The 21,868-nt window shown below is 71.8% G+C and carries 20 protein-coding genes; 6 read left to right on the top strand and 14 right to left on the bottom strand.

Annotated features, from left to right (window positions below; all coding sequences use genetic code 11):
- Positions 1–4: 4 nt before the first annotated feature.
- A complete protein-coding gene (locus tag ERL55_RS05710; protein WP_129135566.1) occupies positions 5–1,066 on the bottom strand; it encodes an NADH:flavin oxidoreductase/NADH oxidase in 1,062 nt (353 codons plus the stop codon).
- A gap of 100 nt (positions 1,067–1,166) precedes the next feature.
- On the opposite strand from ERL55_RS05710, the gene tilS reads away from it, so the two are divergent.
- From tilS to ERL55_RS05695, 3 genes are read left to right on the top strand one after another with little or no spacing between them, the layout of a single operon-like run.
- Positions 1,167–2,483, top strand: coding sequence for a tRNA lysidine(34) synthetase TilS (gene tilS / locus ERL55_RS05705; RefSeq protein ID WP_129135565.1), 1,317 nt, complete (start codon positions 1,167–1,169; stop codon positions 2,481–2,483).
- 58 nt (positions 2,484–2,541) lie between these two features.
- Entirely contained in the window at positions 2,542–2,832 is a 291-nt protein-coding gene (locus tag ERL55_RS05700; RefSeq protein WP_129135564.1) for an exodeoxyribonuclease VII small subunit, read from the top strand.
- On the top strand, positions 2,825–3,721 hold the full coding sequence (locus ERL55_RS05695; protein WP_129135563.1) for a farnesyl diphosphate synthase: 897 nt from the start codon (positions 2,825–2,827) through the stop codon (positions 3,719–3,721). The genes ERL55_RS05700 and ERL55_RS05695 overlap by 8 nt, the downstream gene beginning before the upstream one ends.
- Positions 3,722–3,779: 58 nt before the next feature.
- Here the strand turns inward: ERL55_RS05695 and ERL55_RS05690 are convergent, their stop codons facing one another.
- From ERL55_RS05690 to pmbA, 3 genes are all read right to left on the bottom strand, one after another.
- Entirely contained in the window at positions 3,780–4,214 is a 435-nt protein-coding gene (locus tag ERL55_RS05690; protein WP_129135562.1) for a DUF4870 domain-containing protein, read from the bottom strand.
- Positions 4,215–4,322: 108 nt separating this feature from the next.
- A complete protein-coding gene (locus tag ERL55_RS05685) occupies positions 4,323–4,748 on the bottom strand; it encodes a DUF4870 domain-containing protein (protein ID WP_255683403.1) in 426 nt (141 codons plus the stop codon).
- Between the two features lie 88 nt (positions 4,749–4,836).
- Positions 4,837–6,204 (bottom strand): metalloprotease PmbA, encoded by a 1,368-nt coding sequence (gene pmbA, locus ERL55_RS05680; RefSeq protein WP_241685852.1) that lies wholly within the window; start codon positions 6,202–6,204, stop codon positions 4,837–4,839.
- Between the two features lie 91 nt (positions 6,205–6,295).
- On the opposite strand from pmbA, the gene yjgA reads away from it, so the two are divergent.
- Entirely contained in the window at positions 6,296–6,853 is a 558-nt protein-coding gene (yjgA, locus tag ERL55_RS05675; protein WP_129135560.1) for a ribosome biogenesis factor YjgA, read from the top strand.
- A gap of 92 nt (positions 6,854–6,945) precedes the next feature.
- Here the strand turns inward: yjgA and tldD are convergent, their stop codons facing one another.
- The 4 genes from tldD to ERL55_RS05655 form a co-directional block, all read right to left on the bottom strand.
- Positions 6,946–8,397: a metalloprotease TldD gene (tldD, locus tag ERL55_RS05670; RefSeq protein ID WP_129135559.1), complete on the bottom strand. Its 1,452-nt coding sequence runs from the start codon at positions 8,395–8,397 to the stop codon at positions 6,946–6,948.
- A 61-nt stretch (positions 8,398–8,458) separates the two neighbouring features.
- On the bottom strand, positions 8,459–12,310 hold the full coding sequence (locus tag ERL55_RS05665; protein WP_164972123.1) for a YhdP family protein: 3,852 nt from the start codon (positions 12,308–12,310) through the stop codon (positions 8,459–8,461).
- Between the two features lie 159 nt (positions 12,311–12,469).
- On the bottom strand, positions 12,470–13,984 hold the full coding sequence (rng, locus tag ERL55_RS05660; RefSeq protein ID WP_129135557.1) for a ribonuclease G: 1,515 nt from the start codon (positions 13,982–13,984) through the stop codon (positions 12,470–12,472).
- Positions 13,985–14,049: 65 nt separating this feature from the next.
- Positions 14,050–14,616 carry a Maf family nucleotide pyrophosphatase gene (locus tag ERL55_RS05655; RefSeq protein WP_129135556.1) on the bottom strand — a complete coding sequence of 189 codons (567 nt, stop codon included), beginning with the start codon at positions 14,614–14,616 and terminating at the stop codon, positions 14,050–14,052.
- Positions 14,617–14,735: 119 nt separating this feature from the next.
- On the opposite strand from ERL55_RS05655, the gene ERL55_RS05650 reads away from it, so the two are divergent.
- Together ERL55_RS05650 and ERL55_RS05645 are read left to right on the top strand one after the other, a co-directional pair.
- The gene (locus ERL55_RS05650; protein ID WP_129135555.1) at positions 14,736–15,482 is read left to right on the top strand and encodes an SIMPL domain-containing protein; all 747 of its coding nucleotides are present in this window, start codon (positions 14,736–14,738) and stop codon (positions 15,480–15,482) included.
- 10 nt (positions 15,483–15,492) lie between these two features.
- Positions 15,493–15,699: a hypothetical protein gene (locus ERL55_RS05645; RefSeq protein WP_129135554.1), complete on the top strand. Its 207-nt coding sequence runs from the start codon at positions 15,493–15,495 to the stop codon at positions 15,697–15,699.
- A 6-nt stretch (positions 15,700–15,705) separates the two neighbouring features.
- Here the strand turns inward: ERL55_RS05645 and rlmH are convergent, their stop codons facing one another.
- The 6 genes from rlmH to leuS form a co-directional block, all read right to left on the bottom strand.
- On the bottom strand, positions 15,706–16,176 hold the full coding sequence (rlmH, locus tag ERL55_RS05640; RefSeq protein ID WP_129135553.1) for a 23S rRNA (pseudouridine(1915)-N(3))-methyltransferase RlmH: 471 nt from the start codon (positions 16,174–16,176) through the stop codon (positions 15,706–15,708).
- Positions 16,177–16,183: 7 nt separating this feature from the next.
- Positions 16,184–16,588 (bottom strand): ribosome silencing factor, encoded by a 405-nt coding sequence (gene rsfS, locus ERL55_RS05635; protein ID WP_129135552.1) that lies wholly within the window; start codon positions 16,586–16,588, stop codon positions 16,184–16,186.
- A 28-nt stretch (positions 16,589–16,616) separates the two neighbouring features.
- Positions 16,617–17,321, bottom strand: coding sequence for a nicotinate-nucleotide adenylyltransferase (nadD, locus tag ERL55_RS05630; RefSeq protein WP_129135551.1), 705 nt, complete (start codon positions 17,319–17,321; stop codon positions 16,617–16,619).
- Between the two features lie 168 nt (positions 17,322–17,489).
- Entirely contained in the window at positions 17,490–18,518 is a 1,029-nt protein-coding gene (gene holA, locus ERL55_RS05625; RefSeq protein WP_129135550.1) for a DNA polymerase III subunit delta, read from the bottom strand.
- A gap of 13 nt (positions 18,519–18,531) precedes the next feature.
- On the bottom strand, positions 18,532–19,029 hold the full coding sequence (gene lptE / locus ERL55_RS05620; protein WP_129135549.1) for an LPS assembly lipoprotein LptE: 498 nt from the start codon (positions 19,027–19,029) through the stop codon (positions 18,532–18,534).
- A 59-nt stretch (positions 19,030–19,088) separates the two neighbouring features.
- Positions 19,089–21,836: a leucine--tRNA ligase gene (leuS, locus tag ERL55_RS05615; protein ID WP_129135548.1), complete on the bottom strand. Its 2,748-nt coding sequence runs from the start codon at positions 21,834–21,836 to the stop codon at positions 19,089–19,091.
- Between the last annotated feature and the right edge of the window lie 32 nt (positions 21,837–21,868).

Genomic DNA, 21,868 nt, shown 5'->3' with positions numbered 1-21,868 from the left:
CCCCTCACCACGCCCGGGCGTACTGCACCGGTACCGGGAGATCGGCGCCCAGCTCGCGTGCCGCGTGCTGCGGGAAGTACGGGTCGCGCAGCAGTTCGCGGCCCAGCAGCACCATGTCGGCGTCCTCGCGGGCCAGCACGTCCTCGGCCTGCGTGGCGCTGGTGATCAGCCCGACCGCACCGGTGGAAATGCCGCTGGCGCGGCGGATCTCGCCGGCAAATGGCACCTGGTAACCCGGGCCGACCTCGATCCGCTGCCAGGGCACCAGCCCGCCGCTGGACACATCGACCAGGTCCACGCCGGCATCGCCCAGCTGCCTGCACAGCGCGATGCTCTGCTCGAGGTCCCAGCCGTCGTCGGCCCAGTCGGTTGCCGAGATCCGCAGCCACAGCGGCAGGCGCTCCGGCCATACCTCGCGCACCGCGGCGATCACTTCCAGCGTCAGCCGGATCCGCCCTTCGAAGTCCCCGCCCCAGGCATCGTCGCGATGATTGGTCAGCGGCGAGAGGAACTGGTGCAGCAGGTAACCATGCGCGGCGTGGATCTCGACCAGCTCGAAGCCGGCATCCAGCGCGCGCCGTGCGGCGGCACGGAAGTCGTCGATGACCCTGCCGATGCCTGCGGCATCGAGCGCTACGGGCTCCGGATAGCCGGCGTCGTACGCGCCCCCGCAGGGTGCCACGACCTGCCAGCCACCGTCCTCCGGCCGGACCGCCAGGCGGCCCAACCATGGCACCTGCGTACTGGCCTTGCGGCCGGCGTGCGCGAGCTGCACCGCAGGCACCGCGCCGTGCGCACGCGCGAACGCGGCAACCGGCGCCCATGCCTGCGCCTGCGCGACGCTCCACAGCCCGGTATCGGCCGGAGAGATGCGCCCCTCCGGCGACACCGCGGTGGCCTCGGCCATCACCACGCCCGCACCGCCGACCGCGCGGCTGCCCAGGTGGACGAGATGCCATGCGTCGGGCACGCCGTCGGTGGCGCTGTACTGGCACATCGGCGACACCGCGATGCGGTTGCGCATGACGATGGAGCGTTGGGCGAGCGGTGCGAACAACCGGGTCATCGAGGACTCCCGCATGAGGACAGCGCACTCTAGGCGAAGCCGGTTGACCGCAAGATGCGCATCGCGGATCGCAGCGTCGCGCGCGTGGCACCATGCGCGAATGTCCGCGTCCACCGTCGACCTGCCACTGTGGATCCCGCCTAGCGCCGCCGCGCCGGTCGTGGTCGGTTTCAGCGGCGGGCTCGATTCCACCGTGCTGCTGCACCGCCTTGCCGGCGATCCCGACGCGCGCGCGCGCGGCCTGCGTGCAGTGCATGTGCACCACGGCCTGCACGCAGCCGCCGACGACTGGGCCGCGCATGCGCAGCACGTCTGCGCGGCGCTCGACGTACCGCTGGAGATCCACCGCGCCCACGTGCAGCCCGATGAGGGGTGCGGTCTCGAGGCGGCCGCGCGTAGCGCACGTTACGCCGCGTTCGCGGCGCAGCTGCAGCCCGGCGACATCCTCGCGCTGGCCCACCATCTGGATGACCAGGCGGAAACCTTCCTGCTGCGCGCGCTGCGGGCGTCCGGCGTGGAGGGGCTGGCGGCCATGCGCCCGTGGCGCGCACATGGCGCGGGCTGGCTGTGGCGCCCGTTGCTGGCGACGCCGCGTGCGCACGTGTTGCAGGTCGCACGCACCCGTGGGCTGGCGTGGATCGAGGACACCAGCAATGCCGCGCTCGACCCCGACCGCAACTTCCTGCGCCATGCGGTGCTGCCCCGGCTGCGCGAACGCTGGCCGCATGCCACCGGAAGCCTCGCCCGCAGCGCGGGCCTCGCGGCGCAGGCCTGCGACCTGCTGGCCGATGACGATGCCGCTGCGATGGCCACTGCACGCACCGATGTTCCTGCGGTGTTGCGCCTGGATGCCCTGCGCGGGCTGCCGTCGGCGCGCCGTGCCCGCGTGCTGCGGCACTGGATCGCGACGCTCGGGCTGCCGCCGCTGCCGGCCGAAGGCGTGATGCAGATCGAACGGATGCTCGCCGGTGGTGCGCGCGATGGCGATGCCTGTTTCGACTACGCCGGCACGCGGGTGCAGCGCTGGCGCGACCTGCTGCACGCCGCGCCGCTGCAGGTGCCGCTGTGCGCGGAGCTCGATCTCGAATGGGATGGCGCCGCGCCGCTGGCACTGCCCGATGGCGGCAGGTTGCAGCTCGAGGCCGGGGGCCCAACCCGCTTCGATGTGCCGTTGCGGGTGCATGCGCGCCGCGGCGGCGAGCGCATCCGGCTGCCCGGGCGGGACCATCACCACAGCCTGAAACAGATACTGCAGATGCTCGACGTGCCGCGCTGGGAACGCGCGCAGCTGCCGCTGCTGTCCACGCCTGGTGGCGAACTCCTCGCCGCCGGCGACCGCGTGGTCGCGGCCGCGCTGGACGCGTGGCTGCAGGCACGCAACGCACGCCTGCACTGGACGCCGCCGGCGCGCCGCTGACCCCCGTAGGCCAGCCCGCGGTCACGAAGCGGCGGCCGATTCGGCCTAGAATGCGCGCATGGCACGCAAGCAGACTTCCGACCCCGCCCTCCCCGCCGACGGCGCCGACAGCACCTCGCCGGTGAGCGATTTCGAGCAGTCGCTCGAACAGCTCGAAGCGCTGGTGGAGCGCATGGAGGACGGTGAACTCAGTCTCGAGGATTCACTGGCCGCCTACGAGCGCGGCGTGGGCCTGTATCGCCGTTGCCAGCAGGCACTGGAACAGGCCGAACTGCGCGTGCGCCTGTTGAGCGACCCCGGCCAGCCCGGCAATGGCGAACCGTTTCCCGCCGCCGGCGACGATGTCTGAGACGCCCGCGGCCGTTTCCGGCCGTTTCGATGCCTGGCGCCAGCGCGCCGACGATGCCATCGGCAGCGCGCTGGACCCGCTCGTCGGTAGCGAGCCGCGCCTGCTGGCGTCGATGCGCCACGCCACCCTGCTCGGCGGCAAGCGCATGCGTCCGCTGCTGGTGTACGCCACCGGCACCGCGTTCGGAGCCGCCGAAGACGCACTGGATCCGGCGGCGGCCGCCGTCGAACTGATCCACGCCTATTCGCTGGTCCACGACGACCTGCCCTCGATGGACGACGACGCGCTGCGGCGCGGCCAGCCGACCGTGCACGTGGCGTTCGACGAGGGCACCGCGGTGCTGTGCGGCGATGCACTGCAGTCGCTGGCATTCGCGGTGCTCGCCGATGCCCCGCAGCCCGCAGCCGCGCGGGTGGCGATGCTGCGCGAGCTCGCGGTGGCGGCAGGTGCTGGCGGCATGTGTGGCGGCCAGGCGCGCGATCTCGCCGCTACCGGCAACGGTGTGCCCCATATCGAGGCACTCGAACGCCTGCATGCGATGAAGACCGGCGCGCTGCTGCGTGCCGCGGTGCGGCTGGGTGCGCTTGCTGCGGATGTGGACGCGCAGACCGCCGCACGACTGGATACGTTTGCCGATGCGCTGGGGCTTGCCTTCCAGATCCGCGACGACCTGCTCGATGTCGAGTCCGACAGCAGCACCCTCGGCAAGACCGCCGGCAAGGATGCGGCGCAGGACAAGGCCACGTTCCCGGCGCTGATCGGCGTCGACGCCTCGCGCGCCCGCCTGCAGTCACTGGCGACGACGATGGACGCGGCGCTCGCCCCGTTCGGCGAGCGCGCATCGGCGCTGGCGGCACTCGGGCGCCACGCGATTACCCGCAACAACTGATCACGCGGCGGGTGACGGACGCCGAAGGCGCCAGCGCGCGGGCGTGTTTCAAAGCCCCTCAGTCCAGCAGGCGGATGGTCAGCGGATAGCGGTACTCCTCGCCGTTCCACGCCCTGACCGCGGCGATGATGCTGCACACCAGCCACATCAGCGCGATCGCGACGATCACCATCAGCAGCGCCAGACCGGCCGGCAGGGTCAGGATCACGCCCAGTCCCAGGGTCAGCACGGTCAACCCGACCAGCGCCGCGGCGATGCCGCAGGCCACCGCGGCATAGATCAGCATGCTGAGGTTGAAGTTGACCGCCTCGCGCGCGTGGCGGGCGATGAATGGCGAGTCGTCGCGCTTGAGCAGCCAGATCGCCCCGGCCCCGACCACCCCGGCAACGCCGACCAGCCAGCTGGTCATCAGTGCCAGCACCAGGGCGGTGAGGTGCGCGGCCATGGCCCAGCCGCGCTCATTGGAGGTGGTGATGGATTGGACATGTGCCATGACGGTCTCCTGCCGGGCGCGGACATCGCGCCCCCGGCCACCATCATGGGACCGCCTGCAACGCGGTCCAACCCAACCGACGACCTATGCGCGCAGGCGCGCGCTGCGTCATTTCACCAAGCGGATCGCGAACGGATAGCGGTACGCCACGCCGTCGTTTGCCTTGATCGCGGCGATGATGATGAAGACCAGCGACACCAGCGCGACGATCACCATCAGCGGCACGGTCAGCAGGAAGCCGATGCCGAAAGTGAAGATGCCGACCAGGAACAGCACCAGCATGATCGCGGCGACGGTGATGTTGAAATTCAGCGCTTCCTTCGCCTGGTCGCCGACGAACGGCATGGTCTCGCGCTTCATCAGCCAGATCACCAGCGGCCCGAGGAAGCAGCCCACGCCCCCTGCCCAGCCGGCGGTGACGAGCCCGCCGAGCAACGCGGACAGGTGGGCGAACATCGCCCATTGGCGCTGATCCGCGGCGATGCCGCTGGTGCTGACGGGCGTGGGTGCGTCGTGGTCGTACGGTGCGTTCATGTCGTTCCCCAGGCGCGCGGGTGCAGTGCCCGCGCGACGGCGCCAACCACGCGGGCGACGGAGAGGTGCTCCGTCCGACAGCCTAACGTCATTCGCCGCCGGCGACGGTCATCCGGTCCAGCAGGATCGGCCCGGTGCCGATATGCGAGCGCGGATCACGGTCGCTGCCGACCGCGCGGATGTCGCGGAACATGTCGCGCAGGTTGCCGGCGATGGTGATGCCGTCGACCGCGTGCACGATCACGCCGTTCTCCACCCAGAAGCCTGCCGCACCGCGCGAATAGTCGCCGGTCACGTTGTTGACGCCCTGGCCCATCAGCTCGGTGACCAGCAGGCCACGTCCCATGTCGCGCAGCATCGAGGCCAGGTTGCCGGCATTGGCGGCCACCTCGAGGTTGTGCACGCCGCCGGCATTGCCGGTGGTCACGAGGCCGAGCTTGCGCGCGGAATAGCTGCCGAGGACGTAGCGCTGCAGCACGCCGGCCTCGACCAGCGCCGACTCGCGCGTCGCCACGCCCTCGTCGTCGAATGACGTCGAGCGCAGGCCGCGGGGCAGGAACGGGCGCTCGTGGATTGCGAACCAGTCGGGGAACAACTGCTCACCAAGGCTGTCGAGCAGGAAGCTCGCACGCCGGTACAGCGCGCCGCCCGACACCGCACCCAGCAGGTGGCCGACGAGCGAACGCGCCATCTCGGTCGAGAACAGCACCGGCATCGCGCCGGTCGGAATGGGCCGTGGATCCAGCCGCGACAGCGCGCGCCGCGCGGCCTCGCGCCCCACTGCTGCAGGTGCCTGCAGGTCGTCGCGTGCGAGCGCGAACGTGTACCAGCCATCGCGCTGCATGGCTTCGCCTTGGCCGGCGATCAGCGCACAGCCGAGGCTGTGGTGGGTCTCGCGGCTGCTGCCGACGAACCCGTGCGAGTTGGCATACACCGAGACCGCCGCGCCACTGCCCACCGAGGCACCGTCGGAATTGCCGATCCGGGGATCGGCATCGCGCCCGGCCTGCTCGCAGGCCAGTGCCAGTTCAACGGCTTCGTCCGCGTCCAGCGCCCAGGGGTGCCAGCTGTCGAACTCGCGCAGGAAGGTCGCCATCAGCGCCGGGTCGGCGAGCCCGGCGGCCGGGTCCTCCTCGGTGTAGCGCGCGATCGCACAGGCCTGCTCGACGGTGGCGACCAGGCTGTCGTCGCGCAGGTCGGCGGTGCTGGCGCTGCCCTTGCGCTGGCCGAAGTAGACGGTCAGCGCGACCCCGCGGTCGCGGGTGGCCTCGACCGTTTCCACCTCGCCCAGGCGCACGCCGACGTTGAGGCCCTGCTCTTCCGAGCACGACACCTCGGCCTGGCTGGCTCCGCGTGCGCGGCACAGGTCGAGTGCGCGCCGCGCCACCTCCTCGAGCGCGGCAATCCGCGCGAGGCTGTCGTCGGCGGTGTGTTTCGGGGAAGTCACTACGTCCAATGGATTATCCTTTGATGATTGACGTCCGCCGCGCCGCCGCGCCCGCGCGGGCGACCCGGGGATCCACCCCGCCCTGCACACAGGACCGACGATGCGCGGACGCGACGACGAAACCGGCGAATTCCTCTCGCCCAGCCGCAGCCAGCAACGGCGCGATGCACTGGAAGTGCTGGAACTGGGCGAACGACTGGTGGGCATGACTCCGGCGCAGCTGGAAAAACTTCCGCTGCCCGACCACCTGCTGCCGCATATCCGCGACGCGCAGCGCATCACCTCGCACATCGCGCGCAAGCGCCAGCTGGCGTTCCTGGCCAAGCAGATGCGCCGCGAGGACGACGACACGCTGGACGCCATCCGCGATGCGATGGATGCCGGCGGCGAGGCCGCGCGACAGGAAACCGCGCTGCTGCACCGTGCAGAAACCTGGCGCGACCGGCTGCTGGAGGGCGGCGACACCGCGCTCGCCGACCTGCTGGCCGAGCATCCCGATGCCGACCGTCAGCAGCTGCGCACGCTGATCCGCAACGCCGCGCAGGAACGGGCGAAGAACAGGCCGCCGCACGCCTATCGCGAACTGTTCCGGCTGCTGCGCGATGTGCTGGCTGCAGACACGACGCAGGACGGGGCGGAGCTTCCAGCCGCGGATTGACGCGGGTGTGCGCGGATCGGGCGCAGGACGGCGCTCGCCTTTATCGCCCCGATCCGTGTTGACCCGCGCTGATCCGTGGCAGCACACCGCAGTCACGCCTGCGTGCCACCCACCGTCAGGCCGTCGATCAGCAGCGACGGCTGGCCCACGCCGACCGGCACGCTCTGTCCGTCCTTGCCGCACACGCCCACGCCGTCGTCGAGCGCGAGGTCGTGGCCGATGCGGCTGACCTTGCGCATGGTCTCCGGGCCGTTGCCGATGAGCGTCGCGCCCTTGACCGGCGCGGTGATGCGCCCGTCCTCGATCAGATAGGCCTCGGTGGCCGAGAACACGTACTTGCCGCTGGTGATGTCGACCTGGCCGCCGCCGAAGTTGACCGCGTACAGGCCCTTCTTCACCGAGCGGATCATGTCTTCCGGGTCGTCGTTGCCGGCGAGCATGTAGGTGTTGGTCATGCGCGGCATCACCAGATGCGCGAACGACTCGCGACGCCCGTTGCCCGTCGGCGCCACGCCCATCAGCCGCGCGTTGTGGGTGTCCTGCATGTAACCGGCGAGCACGCCGTCCTCGATCAGCGTGGTGCAGCGCGTCGGCGTGCCCTCGTCGTCGACATTGAGCGAGCCGCGGCGGCCATCCAGGGTGCCGTCGTCGACGATGGTCACGCCCGGTGCCGCCACCCGCTGGCCGATGCGCCCGGCGTAGGTGCTGGTGCCCTTGCGGTTGAAGTCGCCTTCGAGACCATGGCCCACCGCTTCGTGCAGCAGCACGCCCGGCCAGCCGTTGCCCAGCACCACCGGCATGATCCCGGCCGGCGCATCCACCGCGTCGAGGTTCACCAGCGCCTGGCGCAAGGCCTCGCGGGCGAAGTGCTCGGGGCGGCCATCTGCCAGCAGTTCCTCGTAACCGTAACGCCCGCCGTAGCCGGCATAGCCGGATTCGCGGCGGCCATCCTGTTCCACCAGCACCTGCACGTTGAGCCGCACCAGCGGGCGCACGTCGCCGGCGATCACGCCGTCCGAGCGCGCCACCAGCATGGTGTCGACGGTGCCCGACAGGCTCACCATCACCTGGCGCACGCGCGGGTCGGCGGCGCGCAGCAGGCGGTCGATGCGACGCAGCGCTTCCACCTTGGCGGCGTTGTCGAGGCTGTCGACCGGATCGAGCGCCGGATACAGCGGTGCGCGACTGCCGGCCGGCAGCGTCACGCGTTGCGGCGCGACCGCACGGCCGTCGCGCGAGATCGCGCGCGCCGAGCCGGCGGCCACCAGCAACGCCTGCGCATCGATGTCGTCGGAATAGGCGAAGCCGGTCTTCTCGCCGGAAATCGCGCGCACGCCCACGCCCTGTTCGATCGAGTGGGCACCGTCCTTGACGATGCCGTCTTCCATGCTCCAGCTCTCGCGCCGCGAGTGCTGGAAATAGAGGTCGCCGAAATCGACGCCGGGGCCCAGGAGGGCCGAGAACGCCTGGTCGAGCTGGTGGGTATCGAGGCCTGCGGGAGCGAGCAGGCGGGACTGGGCAAGCGCAATCGGGGAATCGGTCATCGGCAAAGGATGGGGGCGCGGATGCGCAGGGGCAACCGCGGTGGTGGCATGGACCGTGCCGTCACTCCGCGGGCGCGCCCGGGTCCGGCGGTGGTTGCGCATCGGTTTCCGCGCGATGTGGCTCGCGTCGGATCACCTCGACCTGCGGATCGCTCCACGGCCCGGTGACCCGGTAGGTGGAGGCGCCGATCTCGCCCAACGGCCGGCGCAGCACCGAACCCGCCGCGGCGCCGACCGCCGCGCCGATCGGCCCGCCCGCCAGGGCACCGACCGCGGTCAGCAGGTTGCCCGAACGCGGGTGCACGTCGATGGTCTGGTCGTAGGTCTGCGCGCGCAGGTCGGCGCTGCCGCCGATGCGGATCTCCGCCGCCGGCCCGTCGAGCGCCAGTCCCTGGGCACGCGCACGGCCGTCGGCAAAATGCACTTCTCCGCCGATGCGGTTGAAGGCGAAGCCACGCTCGAAGAAATCGCGGAAGTCCAGGGTCAGGCGACGCGGCAGTTCCGCCACGCTGAGCAGGCCCAGCACCCGCCCGGCGCCGGGTTCGACATCGGCCAGTTGCCCGTCCTTGACCAGCAGCGACAGCCGGCCTTCCAGCGCCTCGACGCGGAAACCGGTCGGGCTGCCGGGCCAGGCGGCCGCGAAGCCGATGCGGCCATTACCGCCACGCAGCCGTTCGCCCTGGCCGAGGCCGGCCAGCAGGGCGCCGTAATCCTGGCTGTCGATATCGAGCTGCACGCGGGTGCGCTGGGCGCTGCCGCGGCCGCGCCATTCGCCGGTGGCGTCGATCGCCTGCCCCGGCGCGCGCACCTGCAGGCGCTCGAGCTGCAGCCCATCGGCCACCGGGCGGGTGCGCAGGCTGGCCTCGCCCAGGCGGGCGTCGCCCAGGCGCAGGTCGGCGACGTCGATCTGCAGTGCCGGCAGGCGCGCGGGATCGCTGCTGTCGTCGGCCGGAGCGGCTCCGCGCGCGCGCGCGGCGGCGCCCGCGACCGGCGGCGTGCGCTGCCAGTGGACGCGCTCGAAGCGACCGACCACCGGGCCCCGGCCATCCGGCAACTGCAGCGATCCGGCCAGCGCCGGCCCCTCGAAACCGAGCGCGGTGCCGCCCGCGGCCGGTGCCGCGCGGATGCGGGTATCCGGGAAGCTCCCGCCCATCAGGCTCAGGCGGTCGACCGCGAGGTCGATGCGCCGCAGCGGCATGCTGCCACCCTCGCCATCGCCATCGCCCTCCCCGCCTGCGCCCCCGAGCAGCCCCAGCCAGTCCATCACCGCGAATTCGGCGGTGCGGCCACCAAGCACCACCCCCGAAGCCGGAGGCGCGGTGGCCGCAGCGCCGCCCAGGGCGATCGCAAGGCCGGTGGCATCGCCATCCACGCGTGCGCGCAGGGCCATGCGCTGGCCCAGGCGCACCGCCAGTTCGTTGCCGCCGTCGAGCGGCAGTTCGACGCGCACTTCGGCAGGCAGGGCCGCCCCGGCAGGCTTCGCAAGCGGCGCCGGCAGGTCGAGGGTGGTGCCACGCAGGTCGGAGCGCAGCACCAGGCTGGGCGGGGCATCGTCGCCACCGGTATCGCGCGGTACCTCGACCCCCACCGTCCATGCCGACCGTCCGCGGGCGCGCGGGTGCAGCCACTCCAGCGCCTGGACACGATCGATCAGCGTGCCGATGCCGACCACCGCCCCGAGTTCGCCCTCGAAAGCCAGCCGCGGATCGCGTGCATGTCCCTCGCCGGCGGCGAGGCGCAGGTGCGCGGTACGGCCGTCCATCTGCGCCTGCAGCGCGGGGGCGGCAAAGCCGTGCTGGTCGTAGCGCAGGCGTCCGCGCAGCTGGTCGAGCTGCAGGCCCCACGCCTGCTCGGCCACGCGCACGCCGTCGAACTGCACCGCACCGTCGATCAGCGGCGCCTCGCCGAAGTCGAGCTCCATCGCGAAGCGCGCGTTGGCCGGCCCCGCCGCGCGCAGCCCGTCCAGGGTCGGCGACAGGCCGGCGTACAGCGGGGTCCGCCGCAGCATCGCGAACATCGCGGCGATATCACCGCCCGACTCCGCGCTGACGCGCAGTGGCGCCTGGCTGAAATCGGCGATGCCCGCCTCCAGCTGCGCCACGTCCACGCCCGCCAGTGCGCCGCGTCCGCGCAGGTCGAAGCCATTGGCGATGAAACGCACCCGGCCGTCGAGCCGTTCGACGGCGGGCCACTCCGGCTGGAAGCGCACCTGCGCATCCACCAGCTCCGCCTCGGCGTGGAACAGCCCCGGCGCGGGGCGGCCTGCCGTGGCGCGGAACGGCCAGTCATCCAGGTCACCCGAAACCACCGCGCGGCCGTTGCGTACCCGTCCGCCGACGAGCGCTGCATCCAGCCAGCCGATGGTGGCCTCCGACATCACATGGCGCACCCAGAAACGCCGCGCCACCGGGATCTCCGCCTCGTCGACGGCGGCGGCGATATCGATCGTCGGCCGCCCGCTGCCCGCCGCGAAGCCGAGCCCCCCGCGCACATGGGCGCCATAGCCGTCGCCGGCGATCCGCAGGCCGGGCGTCTGCACCTGCCAGCCGGCCCCGTCGCGCCAGGCGGCGATGGTGCCGTCGAGGCTGAAGTCATGCGGCTCGCCGAAGCCGAGCGGCCAGTCCAGCCGCCAGCGCGTGGCGGGGTCGGGCTCGAACACCAGCCCCCCGGCGTCGCCACGCAGGCGCCCGCCCGCACGCAGCAGGCCCGGGCGCTCGCCGACCGGGACGAAGCCCGCGTCCTCGATGCGCGCCTGCACGCGCATGCGGCCGTCGGCGTCGCGCACCAGCGCCACGTCGTGCAGCACCGCACGCGGCGACGCCTCGCGCAGCCAGCTGCGCAGCGAAGGCGACAGCCGGTCCGACAGCGGCAGCAGTGCGAGCAGCGGCCCGGCATCGATGCGGTCGGCGGCAAACGCCAGCACAGCGCCCGACCCCAGCACCGCCCCGTCGAGCGACTGGGTGGCGCCATGGGCGGTCAGCCGCAGGCGACCGGCGTCCAGCCGCCAGCCGGCATCGCCGGCCTGCCACTGCACGTCGGCATCGAGCCGTTCGAAGCGCGCCTCGTCGCTCTCACCGCTGACCGCCTGCAGGGCGACATCCTCGAGCTCCGCGCGGGCGCGCATCGCCACCACCCTGCGCCCGGACAGGGTCGCCCAGGCATCGGCATCGCCATGGCCATCGACCACCGCCACCCCGGCGTAGCGCAGCAGCGGCGACCAGCCGTCGAGATCCGCCCGGGCGATGCCCAGCCAGGCGCGGCCGTCGCCGCTCCCGCGCGCTAGGTCCAGCACCGCCCGGACCGGGGCATCGGCCTCCACCCGCCAGGCATTGGCCGCAGCGCGCACGCGGTCGCCCGAGACCCGCAGCCGCAGGTCGATCCGTGGCACATGGGTGTGGATGCCGAGCCCCGGCGCGACGATATCGAGGCTGCCATCGCGCAGCACCACCTCGCCGATGCGCTCGAGTCCGGCGAAGGGGTCGCTGTCACCGGCGGCCTGCCCGGGCAGGCCCTGGACATGCCAGCTGCCGTCATCGTGCCGCTCGAGCTGCAGGTGCAGGTCGCGCAGGCGGAGTTCGGTCAGCGAGCGCCCCGGCAGCCAGCCGGTGTACGGCATGACCAGGATCTCCGCCGTGCCGATCGCAACCGGCGCGTCCACCTCGCCGATGCGCAGCCCGGTGACCTGCAGCAGCGGCCCGCGTCGGGTCCAGGTGGTGTCGAGCGAATCGAAGCCGACCGGTCGTCCCGCACGCTCACCCAGCCATGCGGCGACGCGATCCGGGTGGCGCTCGGCCAGCGGCAGCAGCAGCTGCGAGGCGATGCCGCCGGCGAGCGCGACGACCACCAGCACCAGCGCAAGCAGGTACCAGGTCCAGCGGCCGGCACGGCGCGCATGGCGGCGCACCGGGCTCACGCCGGCCGCCACCTGTCAGGCTCGCACAGGGCTGGCGACGCGGGTGCCTGCATGCAGGCGCGGACGGACGCCGCGCACCACTCGATGGACCTGCGCCATGGCCGGCCAGCGCCCGCACGCGCGGCGCCGCGACGCCGCAGGGGCACGACCGTGGCGGGGTCAGAGCAGCACGACATCGAACTGTTCCTGCAGGTACTGCTCGTCGGCCTGGAAGCGGATCGACTTGCCGAGGAACTCCTCCAGTTCGGCCACCGCGGTGGATTCCTCGTCGGTGATGCGCGCGACCACCTTCGGCGACGCGATCACCAGCAGGCGTGCGGATTCGAACTGGCGCACCGCACGCACGATCTCGCGGAAGACCTCGTAGGTCACCGTCTCGGTGGTCTTGAGCATGCCGCGCCCGCCGCAGGTCTGGCAGGTCTCCGACAGCTGCCGCTCGAGGCTGTCGACGGTGCGCTTGCGGGTCATCTCCACCAGCCCCAGCGGCGAGAAGTCGTACACGGTGGTCTTGGCGTGGTCGCGCAGCAGCGATTTCTCCAGTGTGCGCAGCACCTGCCGCCGGTGCTCGGGATCCACCATGTCGATGAAGTCGATGATGATGATCCCGCCGAGGTTGCGCAGCCGCAGCTGCCGCGCAACGGCCTGCGCCGCTTCCAGGTTCGTCCGGTAGACGGTTTCCTCGAGGTTGCGCTGGCCCAGGAACGAGCCGGTGTTGACGTCGACGGTGGTCATCGCCTCGGTCTGGTCGATGACCAGGTAACCGCCCGACTTCAGTGGCACCTGCTTGTCGAGCGCGCGCTGGATCTCGTCCTCGACGCCGTACAGGTCGAAGATCGGCCGCGCGCCGGCGTAGTGCTCGATGCGCTCGGCCAGCGGGCCGCCGTCACCGTCAGCCAGCGCCGGCATGTACTGCGCGGCGAAGGCGCGCACGCGCTCGTAGGTCTCGCGCGAATCCACCCGCACCTTGTCGACGTCGCGCCGCATCAGGTCGCGCACGGCACGCATCGGCAGGGTGAGGTCCTCGTAGACGCAGGTGCCCACGCGTGCCGACGCCGCGGCCTCGCCGACCAGTGCCCAGGCGCGGGCGAGGTAGGCGATGTCGTCGGCGAGCGCTTCCTCCGCCTGGCCCTCGGCATTGGTGCGCACGATGTAGCCGTACGGCCCGCTGCTCTGGGCGAGGTCCGACACCAGCGTCTTCAGCCGGCGCCGCTCGCCATCGTCCTCGATGCGCGCGGAAATGCCGACCACGCTCGACTGCGGCAGCAGCACGAGATACCGCGAGGGAATGCTGATCTGGGTGGTGACCCGCGCACCCTTGGTGCCGATCGGCTCCTTGACCACCTGCACCACCACGTCCTGGCCGTCGCGCAGCAGCTCGGCGATCGGCGGCACCGTGGCGGGCACCGGCAGCGCGCCGGCCTCGGCGTCCATCTCCGGCGCCGGCAGCGAGCGCATCACGTCGCTGGCGTGCAGGAACGCGGCGCGCTCCAGGCCGATGTCGACGAACGCCGCCTGCATGCCCGGCATCACCCGCTGCACGCGACCCTTGTAGATATTGCCGACCACGCCGCGGCTGGCACCGCGTTCGATGTGCAGCTCCTGCAGCATGCCGTTCTCGACCACCGCCACGCGGGTCTCGCGGGGGGTGACGTTGACCAGGATTTCCTCCGACATACCGACCTATCCCTTGGCAGACGCGCGTGCGCGCAAGCCGACGATCATCGCAGTTCCGCCGGCCTTCATCGCATCAACCCCGCCGCACGCAGCAACCCGGCCGTCGCGTGCAGCGGCAGGCCCATCACCGCCGAATAGCTGCCCGCCAGATGGGTGACGAAACGCTCGGCGCCGCCCTGGATCGCATAGGCGCCAGCCTTGCCCATCGGCTCGCCGGTGGCCACGTAGGCGGCGATCGCGTGCTCGTCGAGAGCGTCGAAGGTCACCGTGGTGCTGACCAGCACCTCGTCGATGTCCGCCGCGGAGCGCAGTGCCACCGCGGTCAGCACCTCATGGCTGCGCCCGGCGAGGCTGCGCAGCATCGATGCGGCATCGTGGTCGTCGACCGGCTTGCCGTAGACGCGGTCGTCGAGCACGACTTCGGTGTCGGAGGCGAGCACCGCGGAGGTCCCCGCCGGCGCTGCCGCCCAGCCGGCCCCGGCCTTGTCACGGGCGACCCGGCGCACGTAGGCCTCCGGCGTCTCGCCCGGGGCGCGCACTTCGGGAATGTCGATATCCAGGACCGCGAACGGGACACCCAGGCGCCCCAGCAGCTCACGGCGCCGGGGCGATTTCGAGGCAAGCAGCAGCATGCGCACAGGATACCCGCGCGACCCCGGCGCACCGCTGGCACGCCGCCGTCAACCCCATTCAGGCTCACGGCCCGTTCACTGGAGCGGCTCGACCCTTTCGGGCACATCCGGAGACCCCAATGACACTTCGCCCGCTCGCCACCGCCCTGGTGGCAGCCCTCGCCCTCGCAACCTTGGCGACCAGCATGCCCACCCGTGCCCAGACCCCGTCGGCCCCGGCCACACCGCAGGCGGCCAGCGACAGCACCCTGCTGTCGGTCAGCGCCCGCGCCGAGGCCAGCCGTACCCCCGACGTCGCCACCCTGTCCGCCGGCGTGGTGACCAGCGCCGCCGACGCCAATGCCGCGCTGCGCGCCAACGCCGAACAGATGAACCGGGTCATGCGCGCGATCCGCGCCGCCGGCATCCAGGAGCGCGACGTGCAGACCTCCGGGCTCAACATCCATCCGCAGTACCGGCATGTCGACAACGAATCCCCGGTCATCACCGGTTACCAGGCCAGCAACACCGTCAACCTGAAGCTGCGCGATGTCGCGCGCATCGGCGATGTGCTGGATGCGCTGGTGGCCAACGGCGCCAACCAGGTCAACGGCCCCAGCTTCGAGATCGACCAGCCCGAGGCGGTCTACGACGAGGCGCGCCGCAAGGCCCTGGAGCTGGCGCGCACCCGCGCCTCGATGTATGCCGACACGCTCGGCCTGCGCGTGCGGCGGATCGTCAGCATCAGCGAGGGCGGCGGCTTCATGCAGCCGATGCCGATGATGCGCATGGCAGCGATGGACGCGCGTGCGGAAAGCAGCCCGGTCTCGCCCGGTGAAACCACCCTGTCCGCGTCGCTCGACGTGGTCTTCGAACTCGGCCGTTGAGGAGGCACCCATGAGCCCGGACCATCCGCACGACAGCAGCCCCCGCAAGGATACCCCGGCGGGTAACGACGCCGACAAGTCCGGCTATGCCGAGCGCACCCCGCGTGACGGTGACGACGCACGAAACGTCGGCAAGCCACGCGGCCAGGACCCCGACCACGGCGGCCTCGGCCGCAAGCCGGAAGACGCGCCGGACACCGCCGCCGACGAGGGCTGAGCAGCGCTACGCGCGGTGGTAGGGGTGGTTGGCCAGCATCGCCGCCGCGCGGTAGAGCTGCTCGGCCGCGACCAGCCGCACCAGCATGTGCGGCAGGGTCAGTGGCCCCAACGACCAGCGCTCGTCGGCACGCGCCAGCACTTCCGGCGCGTGCCCTTCCGGGCCACCAATCAGTACCGCGAGGTCGCGGCCCTGCCCGCGCCAGTGCTCCAGGCGACGGGCCAGGTCTTCGGACGAGTGCGCCCGACCCTCGACATCCAGCGCCACCACTTGCGCCTGCCGCGGCAGTGCCGCCAGCACGCGCGCGCCCTCGTCCTGCCGCGCACGCACGGCGTCGCGGCCCTTGCCGCGCAGGCCGGGCTCGATCTCCACGAGATCCAGCGGCAGCCAGTACGACAGCCGCTTGCGGTATTCGGCGAACCCGTCCGCGACCCAGCCCGGCGCGCGCTCGCCCACGGCGACCAGGCGCGCCTTCACCGCGCAATCAGCGCGCGGCGGCGCCCGTGTCGGGTGGCTGGTCGCCGACCGTCCACAGACGCTCGATGGCGTAGAACTCGCGCACCCGCGGCAGCATGACGTGCACGACGACGTCGCCGAGGTCCACCAGCACCCATTCGGCTTCGCGCTCGCCTTCCACGCCCAGCGGCTGGACGTCGAGCTTCTTGGCGAAGCGGACGACCTCGTCGGCGATGGATTTCACGTGGCGACTGGAGGTGCCCGAAGCCACCACCATGTAGTCGCAGACGCTCGACTTGCCGCGGACGTCGAGCTCGACGACGTCGCGCGCCTTCAGTTCTTCGGTGGCCGCGCGTACCTGCTCGAGCAGGACATCGACGGACGGCGGCGGGGTGGGAAGACGGGTCTTGATGACTTGGGCAGGGCTGGTCAAAGCGATGGACTCTGGGATTTGCGCCGGATTATAACGGCGCACCGCCGTCGCCACCGTGTGCATACAGGCCGTCGGTCGTGATCCGTGCAGCCACCGCCGGCGGCACCATCGCCTGCCAGGACTCGCCACGGGCGATCCGGCGGCGCACCTCGGTCGCCGATTCCGGACTCAGCGGCTGGCGCAGCCGCAGCACCCGCCCCGCGGGCGTGGCCCGGAGGTCGCCGGGGTCCGCGGTCCAGCGGTCCGCGACGGCGTCGGCCAGCGCAGCCGGCAGATCCCGGTCGAGCGGATCGCACGCGCGCTCGGCGACCACGAGATGCGCGAGCGCGAACAGCGCCTGCCACTCCTTCCACTGCGGCAGGCCACGGAAGCCATCGGCCCCCAGCAGCAACGCGACCGGCCTCAGCGGCGCGGTCTCCCGCAGCGCGCGGAGGGTGTCGACGGTCCAGCTGCGTCCGGGGCGCTGCAGTTCACGGCGGTCCACCTGCAACCCCGATTCCCCGGCCAGCGCCAGGTCCAGCATCGCGGCGCGGGTCGCGGCATCGGCACCGGGTGCGGCGCGGTGTGGCGGATCGGCAGCCGGCATCAGGTGGACGGGCACGCCGAGGAGGTCGCGCGCGGCTCGCGCCACGGCGAGATGTCCGTTGTGGACCGGGTCGAAGGTGCCGCCGTAGAGCACCAGCAGGGACGCGGGCTCCTCCTGTACGCCCTTGGTGACGTCCGCGACGGTCATCGACCCGGCAGGCACTTTCGCCGCGGATCGACGCGGATCGGCACGGGCGGCCGACATGTCGGGGCCAGGGCGCCGGTTACCCGCCGACGCAGGCGTCCCGCCAACGCTCCGGCTCCCGGATACGTGCTCATCGGCGCCGGGCCGCAGCCACATCGGGCAGTGCGCGGGTCATGCGAGCAGGGACGCGGCGCGGGGTTCGGCCACCGCCACCAGCAGGCGCTCCAGCGCCTGCCAGGCATCGCCGGGCGCTCGCCCCTTGGCGATGCGGTCGATGCGCCCGGCCGCGGCCAGGAACTGGTCCCAGCGCGGTGCGGGATGCCGCTGCAGGGCGCGGGTGTAGACCGCCTGCTTCGAGTCCCACACCCGCTGCGCGCGGAACTCCGCATTGAGGTTGCCGCCGCGCGCCTGCACGCGCGCAAGTGCCGCCGCGCGCTGCAGTTCCATCACCACCATGCCCATCAGCGCCGGCACCGCCTCGCCTTCGGCACGCAGCCCGGCGAGCATGCGCACCGCCTGCGCGGCCTGGCCGGACAGCGCCGCATCCACCAGCCGGAACACGTCGAAGCGCGCCGCATCGGCGACCAGGTCGTCCATCCGTGCGCTGTCGAGCGTCGCGCCCTCGGCCAGCAGGACCAGCTTGTCGATCTCCTGCGCGGCCGCCAGCAGGTTGCCCTCGACCCGGTCCGCCAGCCGCTGCACGGCATCGCGGTCGGCGCTGACCCCGCGGCGGCGCAGGCGGCGTTCGATCCAGTCCGGCATCTCGTGCGGCTTGACGCCCCACGCCACCGCGATCTGCCCGACCCGGCCGATTGCCTCGCTCCACTTGCCGCCGTGCTGGCGGCTCCATTCGCCGCCGGTCACCAGCAGCAGGATGTCGTCGGGCGGGGCCTCACAGAATTCGCTGATCACCTTCGCGCCGTCCTTGCCGGGCTTGGTGGTCGGCAGCCGGATCTCGATCACCCGGCGTGCGGCGAACAGGCTGGGCGCGCGCAGGGTGGCCTCGAGCGCGTTCCAGTCGATGTCGCGGCCTTCGGGCTCGAAGACCTCGCGTTCGGCGTAGCCCTGCTCGCGCGCGCGGATGCGCACCGCGTCGGCGGCTTCGAGCACGCGCAGCGTTTCCGGACCCGCGATCAGGTAGACCGGACGCAGCGGCCCCTGCCCGAGCTGGGCGACGAGACGTTCCGGGGTCAGCTCCATCGCCCGCCCGGCCCTACGGCTGCCGCGAGGCCCCGTCGATGCGGCGCACGATCGAGGCAACCATCTCGCGGCGCATCTCGCGGCCGAGGAGTTCGCGCTCGCTCTCGGTGCCGATCAGCTCGGTCGGGCTCGAGGTGTAGTCGCGCGCGAGTTCGATCGCCTGCTGCGGCACCAGGTCGGCACCGTCGGCACCGCGCAGGCGGAACACCACCGCGTAGCGCAGCGAGTACTCCTGCGCGCGCCCGAACTGGTCGACCGACAGCGGGGTCTCCGCCCAGCGCTCGGACAGCACGCCGAGCGTCGCCACGTCGGCGGTGGCCGGCGGCACGATGTCGGCACCGGCCTGGCGCAACGCCAGCTCGAGGCCATCACGCAGCGGGCTGTACGGATCCTGGGTCACCACCCGGACCGCGCCGAGGTCCGGCGGCAGGCTCAGCGCACTGCGCAGGTGGAAACCACAGGCGCCGAGCAGCAGGGTCGAAAGCAGGACGAGCGGGAGGAATCTGCGCATGGCCGGAGTCTGTGTGGGGCGGGAGCGGGAATCGGGGAGCAGCGTGAGCAGGCCGGCGGTCAGCCGGCGACGATGTTCACGATCTTGCCGGGAACGATGATGATCTTGCGCACCTGCATGCCGTCGAGAAAGCGCGACACGCCGGGTTCGTCGAGCGCCGCGGCCTCGATCGCGGGGCGCTCGGCGTCCACCGCGACCTCGATCGTGGCGCGCAGCTTGCCGTTGACCTGCACCGCCAGGGTCACCGCGTCGCGCGCCAGCGCCTGCGGGTCGGCCACCGGGAAGCCGTGGTCCTCCAGCAGCGTCTGCGGGTGGCCCAGCAGCTGCCACAGCGCGTGGCTGGCATGCGGCGTGATCGGGTTGAGCATCAGCACCATCGCCTCGAAGACTTCCTGCCGCAGCGCGCGCGCGCTGTCGCCGTCCTCGTTGAACTTTGCAACGTGGTTGAGCAACTCCATCACCGCGGCGATCGCGGTGTTGAAGTTGTGGCGGCGGCCATAGTCGTCGCCGACCTTCTGGATGGTCTCGTGCAGCTGGCGGCGCAGGGTCTTCTGCGCCGGGGTGAGCTGCGATGCATCCAACGCCGGCGCCGGGCCGGCGGCGGCATGTCGCTCCACCTGGCTCCACAGGCGGCGCAGGAAGCGCGACATTCCCTCGACGCCCGCCTCGTTCCACTCCAGCGACAGCGTCGGCGGCGCGGCGAACATCGAGAACAGCCGCACGGTATCGGCACCGTAGCGGTCGACCATCGCGCGCGGGTCGACGCCGTTGTTCTTCGACTTCGACATCTTCTCGACGCCGCCGATCGACACCGGCTGGCCGTCGGCCTTCAGGCGCGCGCCGGTGATGCGGCCGCGCTCGTCGCGCTCGACATCCACGTCGGCGGGGTTGATCCAGTCCTTCGAGCCGCCGGCGTTGTCGCGGTAGTAGGTTTCCGCGATCACCATGCCCTGCGTGAGCAGGTTCACCGCGGGTTCGTCGCTGTCCACCATGCCCTGGTCGCGCAACAGCTTGTGGTAGAAGCGGAAATACAGCAGGTGCAGGATCGCGTGCTCGACGCCACCGATGTACTGGTCGACCGGCGTCCAGTACTTCGCGCGCGCATCGACCATGTCGGCGGCGCCCGGCGAGGTGTAGCGCGCGTAGTACCAGCTCGACTCCATGAAGGTGTCGAAGGTGTCGGTCTCGCGCTCGGCGGCCGCCCCGCACTGCGGGCAGGTGGTCCTGCGCCACTCCGGATCGGCCTTGATCGGCGACTGCACGCCGGAGAACGCCACGTCCTCGGGCAGCAGCACCGGCAGCTGGTCCTCGGGCACCGGCACCGCACCGCAGGCCTGGCAGTAGATCACCGGGATCGGGCAGCCCCAGTAGCGCTGGCGGCTGACGCCCCAGTCGCGCAGGCGGAAATTGACCTTGCGGCGGCCGCTGCCGTCCGCCTCGAGGCGCGCGGCCAGTGCGGCGAACGCGGCGTCGTAGTCCATCCCGTTGTATTCGCCGGAATTGATCAGCGTGCCGCGCTCGGTGTACGCGCCCTGCTGCTCGATGGCGTCGAGGTACTCGCGCACCACCCGCACCGCGACCGAGGTGTCGTAGGCATCGACCGAGCCGCCGGCCAGCGCGGCCTGGAACGGATCGGCATCCACCGCCACGTCGCCGACCACTTCATCCAGCGCATCGCGTACCGCCGCCGGCACGATCACCGGGCGCACCGGCAGCCCGTAGGCGCGGGCGAATTCCCAGTCGCGCTGGTCGTGCGCGGGCACCGCCATGACCGCGCCGGTGCCGTAGCCCATCAGCACGAAATTCGCCACGTAGATCGGCACGTCCTCGCCGGTGAGCGGGTGGATCGCCCACTGCCCGGTGGCCATGCCGCGCTTTTCCTGGGTCTCGATCTCGGCCTCGGACACGCCGCCGCGCTTGAGTTCGGCGATGAAGGCCGCGAGTTCCGGGTTCGCCGCCGCGGCCTTCTGCGCCAGCGGATGTTCGCCGGCGATCGAGATGAAGGTGACGCCCATCAGCGTGTCGGGCCGCGTGGTGTAGACCATCAGCGGTTCGGCCTCGCCATCGACGCGGAAGCCGATTTCCAGGCCCTCGCTGCGGCCGATCCAGTTGCGCTGCATGGTCTTGACCGAATCCGGCCAGCCCGGCAGCGCGTCGAGGCCGTCGAGCAGTTCCTGCGCGTAGTCGGTGATCTTGAGGAACCACTGCGGGATTTCGCGCTTTTCCACCAGCGCACCGGACCGCCAGCCGCGGCCGTCGACGACCTGCTCGTTGGCCAGCACGGTCTGGTCGACCGGGTCCCAGTTCACCACCGCGTTGCGACGGTAGGCCAGGCCCTTCTTCATCAGGCGCACGAACATGCGCTGTTCGTGCACGTAGTAGTCCGGCTGGCAGGTGGCGAACTCGCGCGACCAGTCGAGCGCGTAGCCCAGCGACTTCAGCTGCCCGCGCATGTGCTCGATATTGGCGTAGGTCCACTTCGCCGGCGCCGTGCTGTTCCTGATCGCGGCGTTCTCGGCCGGCAGGCCGAACGCGTCCCAGCCCATCGGCTGCAGCACGTTCCTGCCGGTCATGCGCTGGTAGCGGCTGATGACGTCGCCGATCGTGTAGTTGCGCACGTGGCCCATGTGCAGCGCCCCCGACGGGTACGGCAGCATCGACAGGCAGTAGTACTTCGGCCGGCTGTCATCCTCGCGGACCTCGAAGGCCCGGGTGCTGTCCCAGTACTGCTGGGCGGCGGCTTCGACGGCCGCGGGGTCGTACGGACGGGACTCGGACTGGGCTTCGGACACGGCAGGAAGGGACATTGCGGGGAGCCCGCAAGCCTACCCTACGCCCC

This window comes from Luteimonas sp. YGD11-2 (genome assembly GCF_004118975.1).
In the GTDB taxonomy this organism is placed as follows: Bacteria; Pseudomonadota; Gammaproteobacteria; order Xanthomonadales; family Xanthomonadaceae; genus Luteimonas; species Luteimonas muca.
This window is presented reverse-complemented; position numbering and strand designations above follow the sequence as displayed.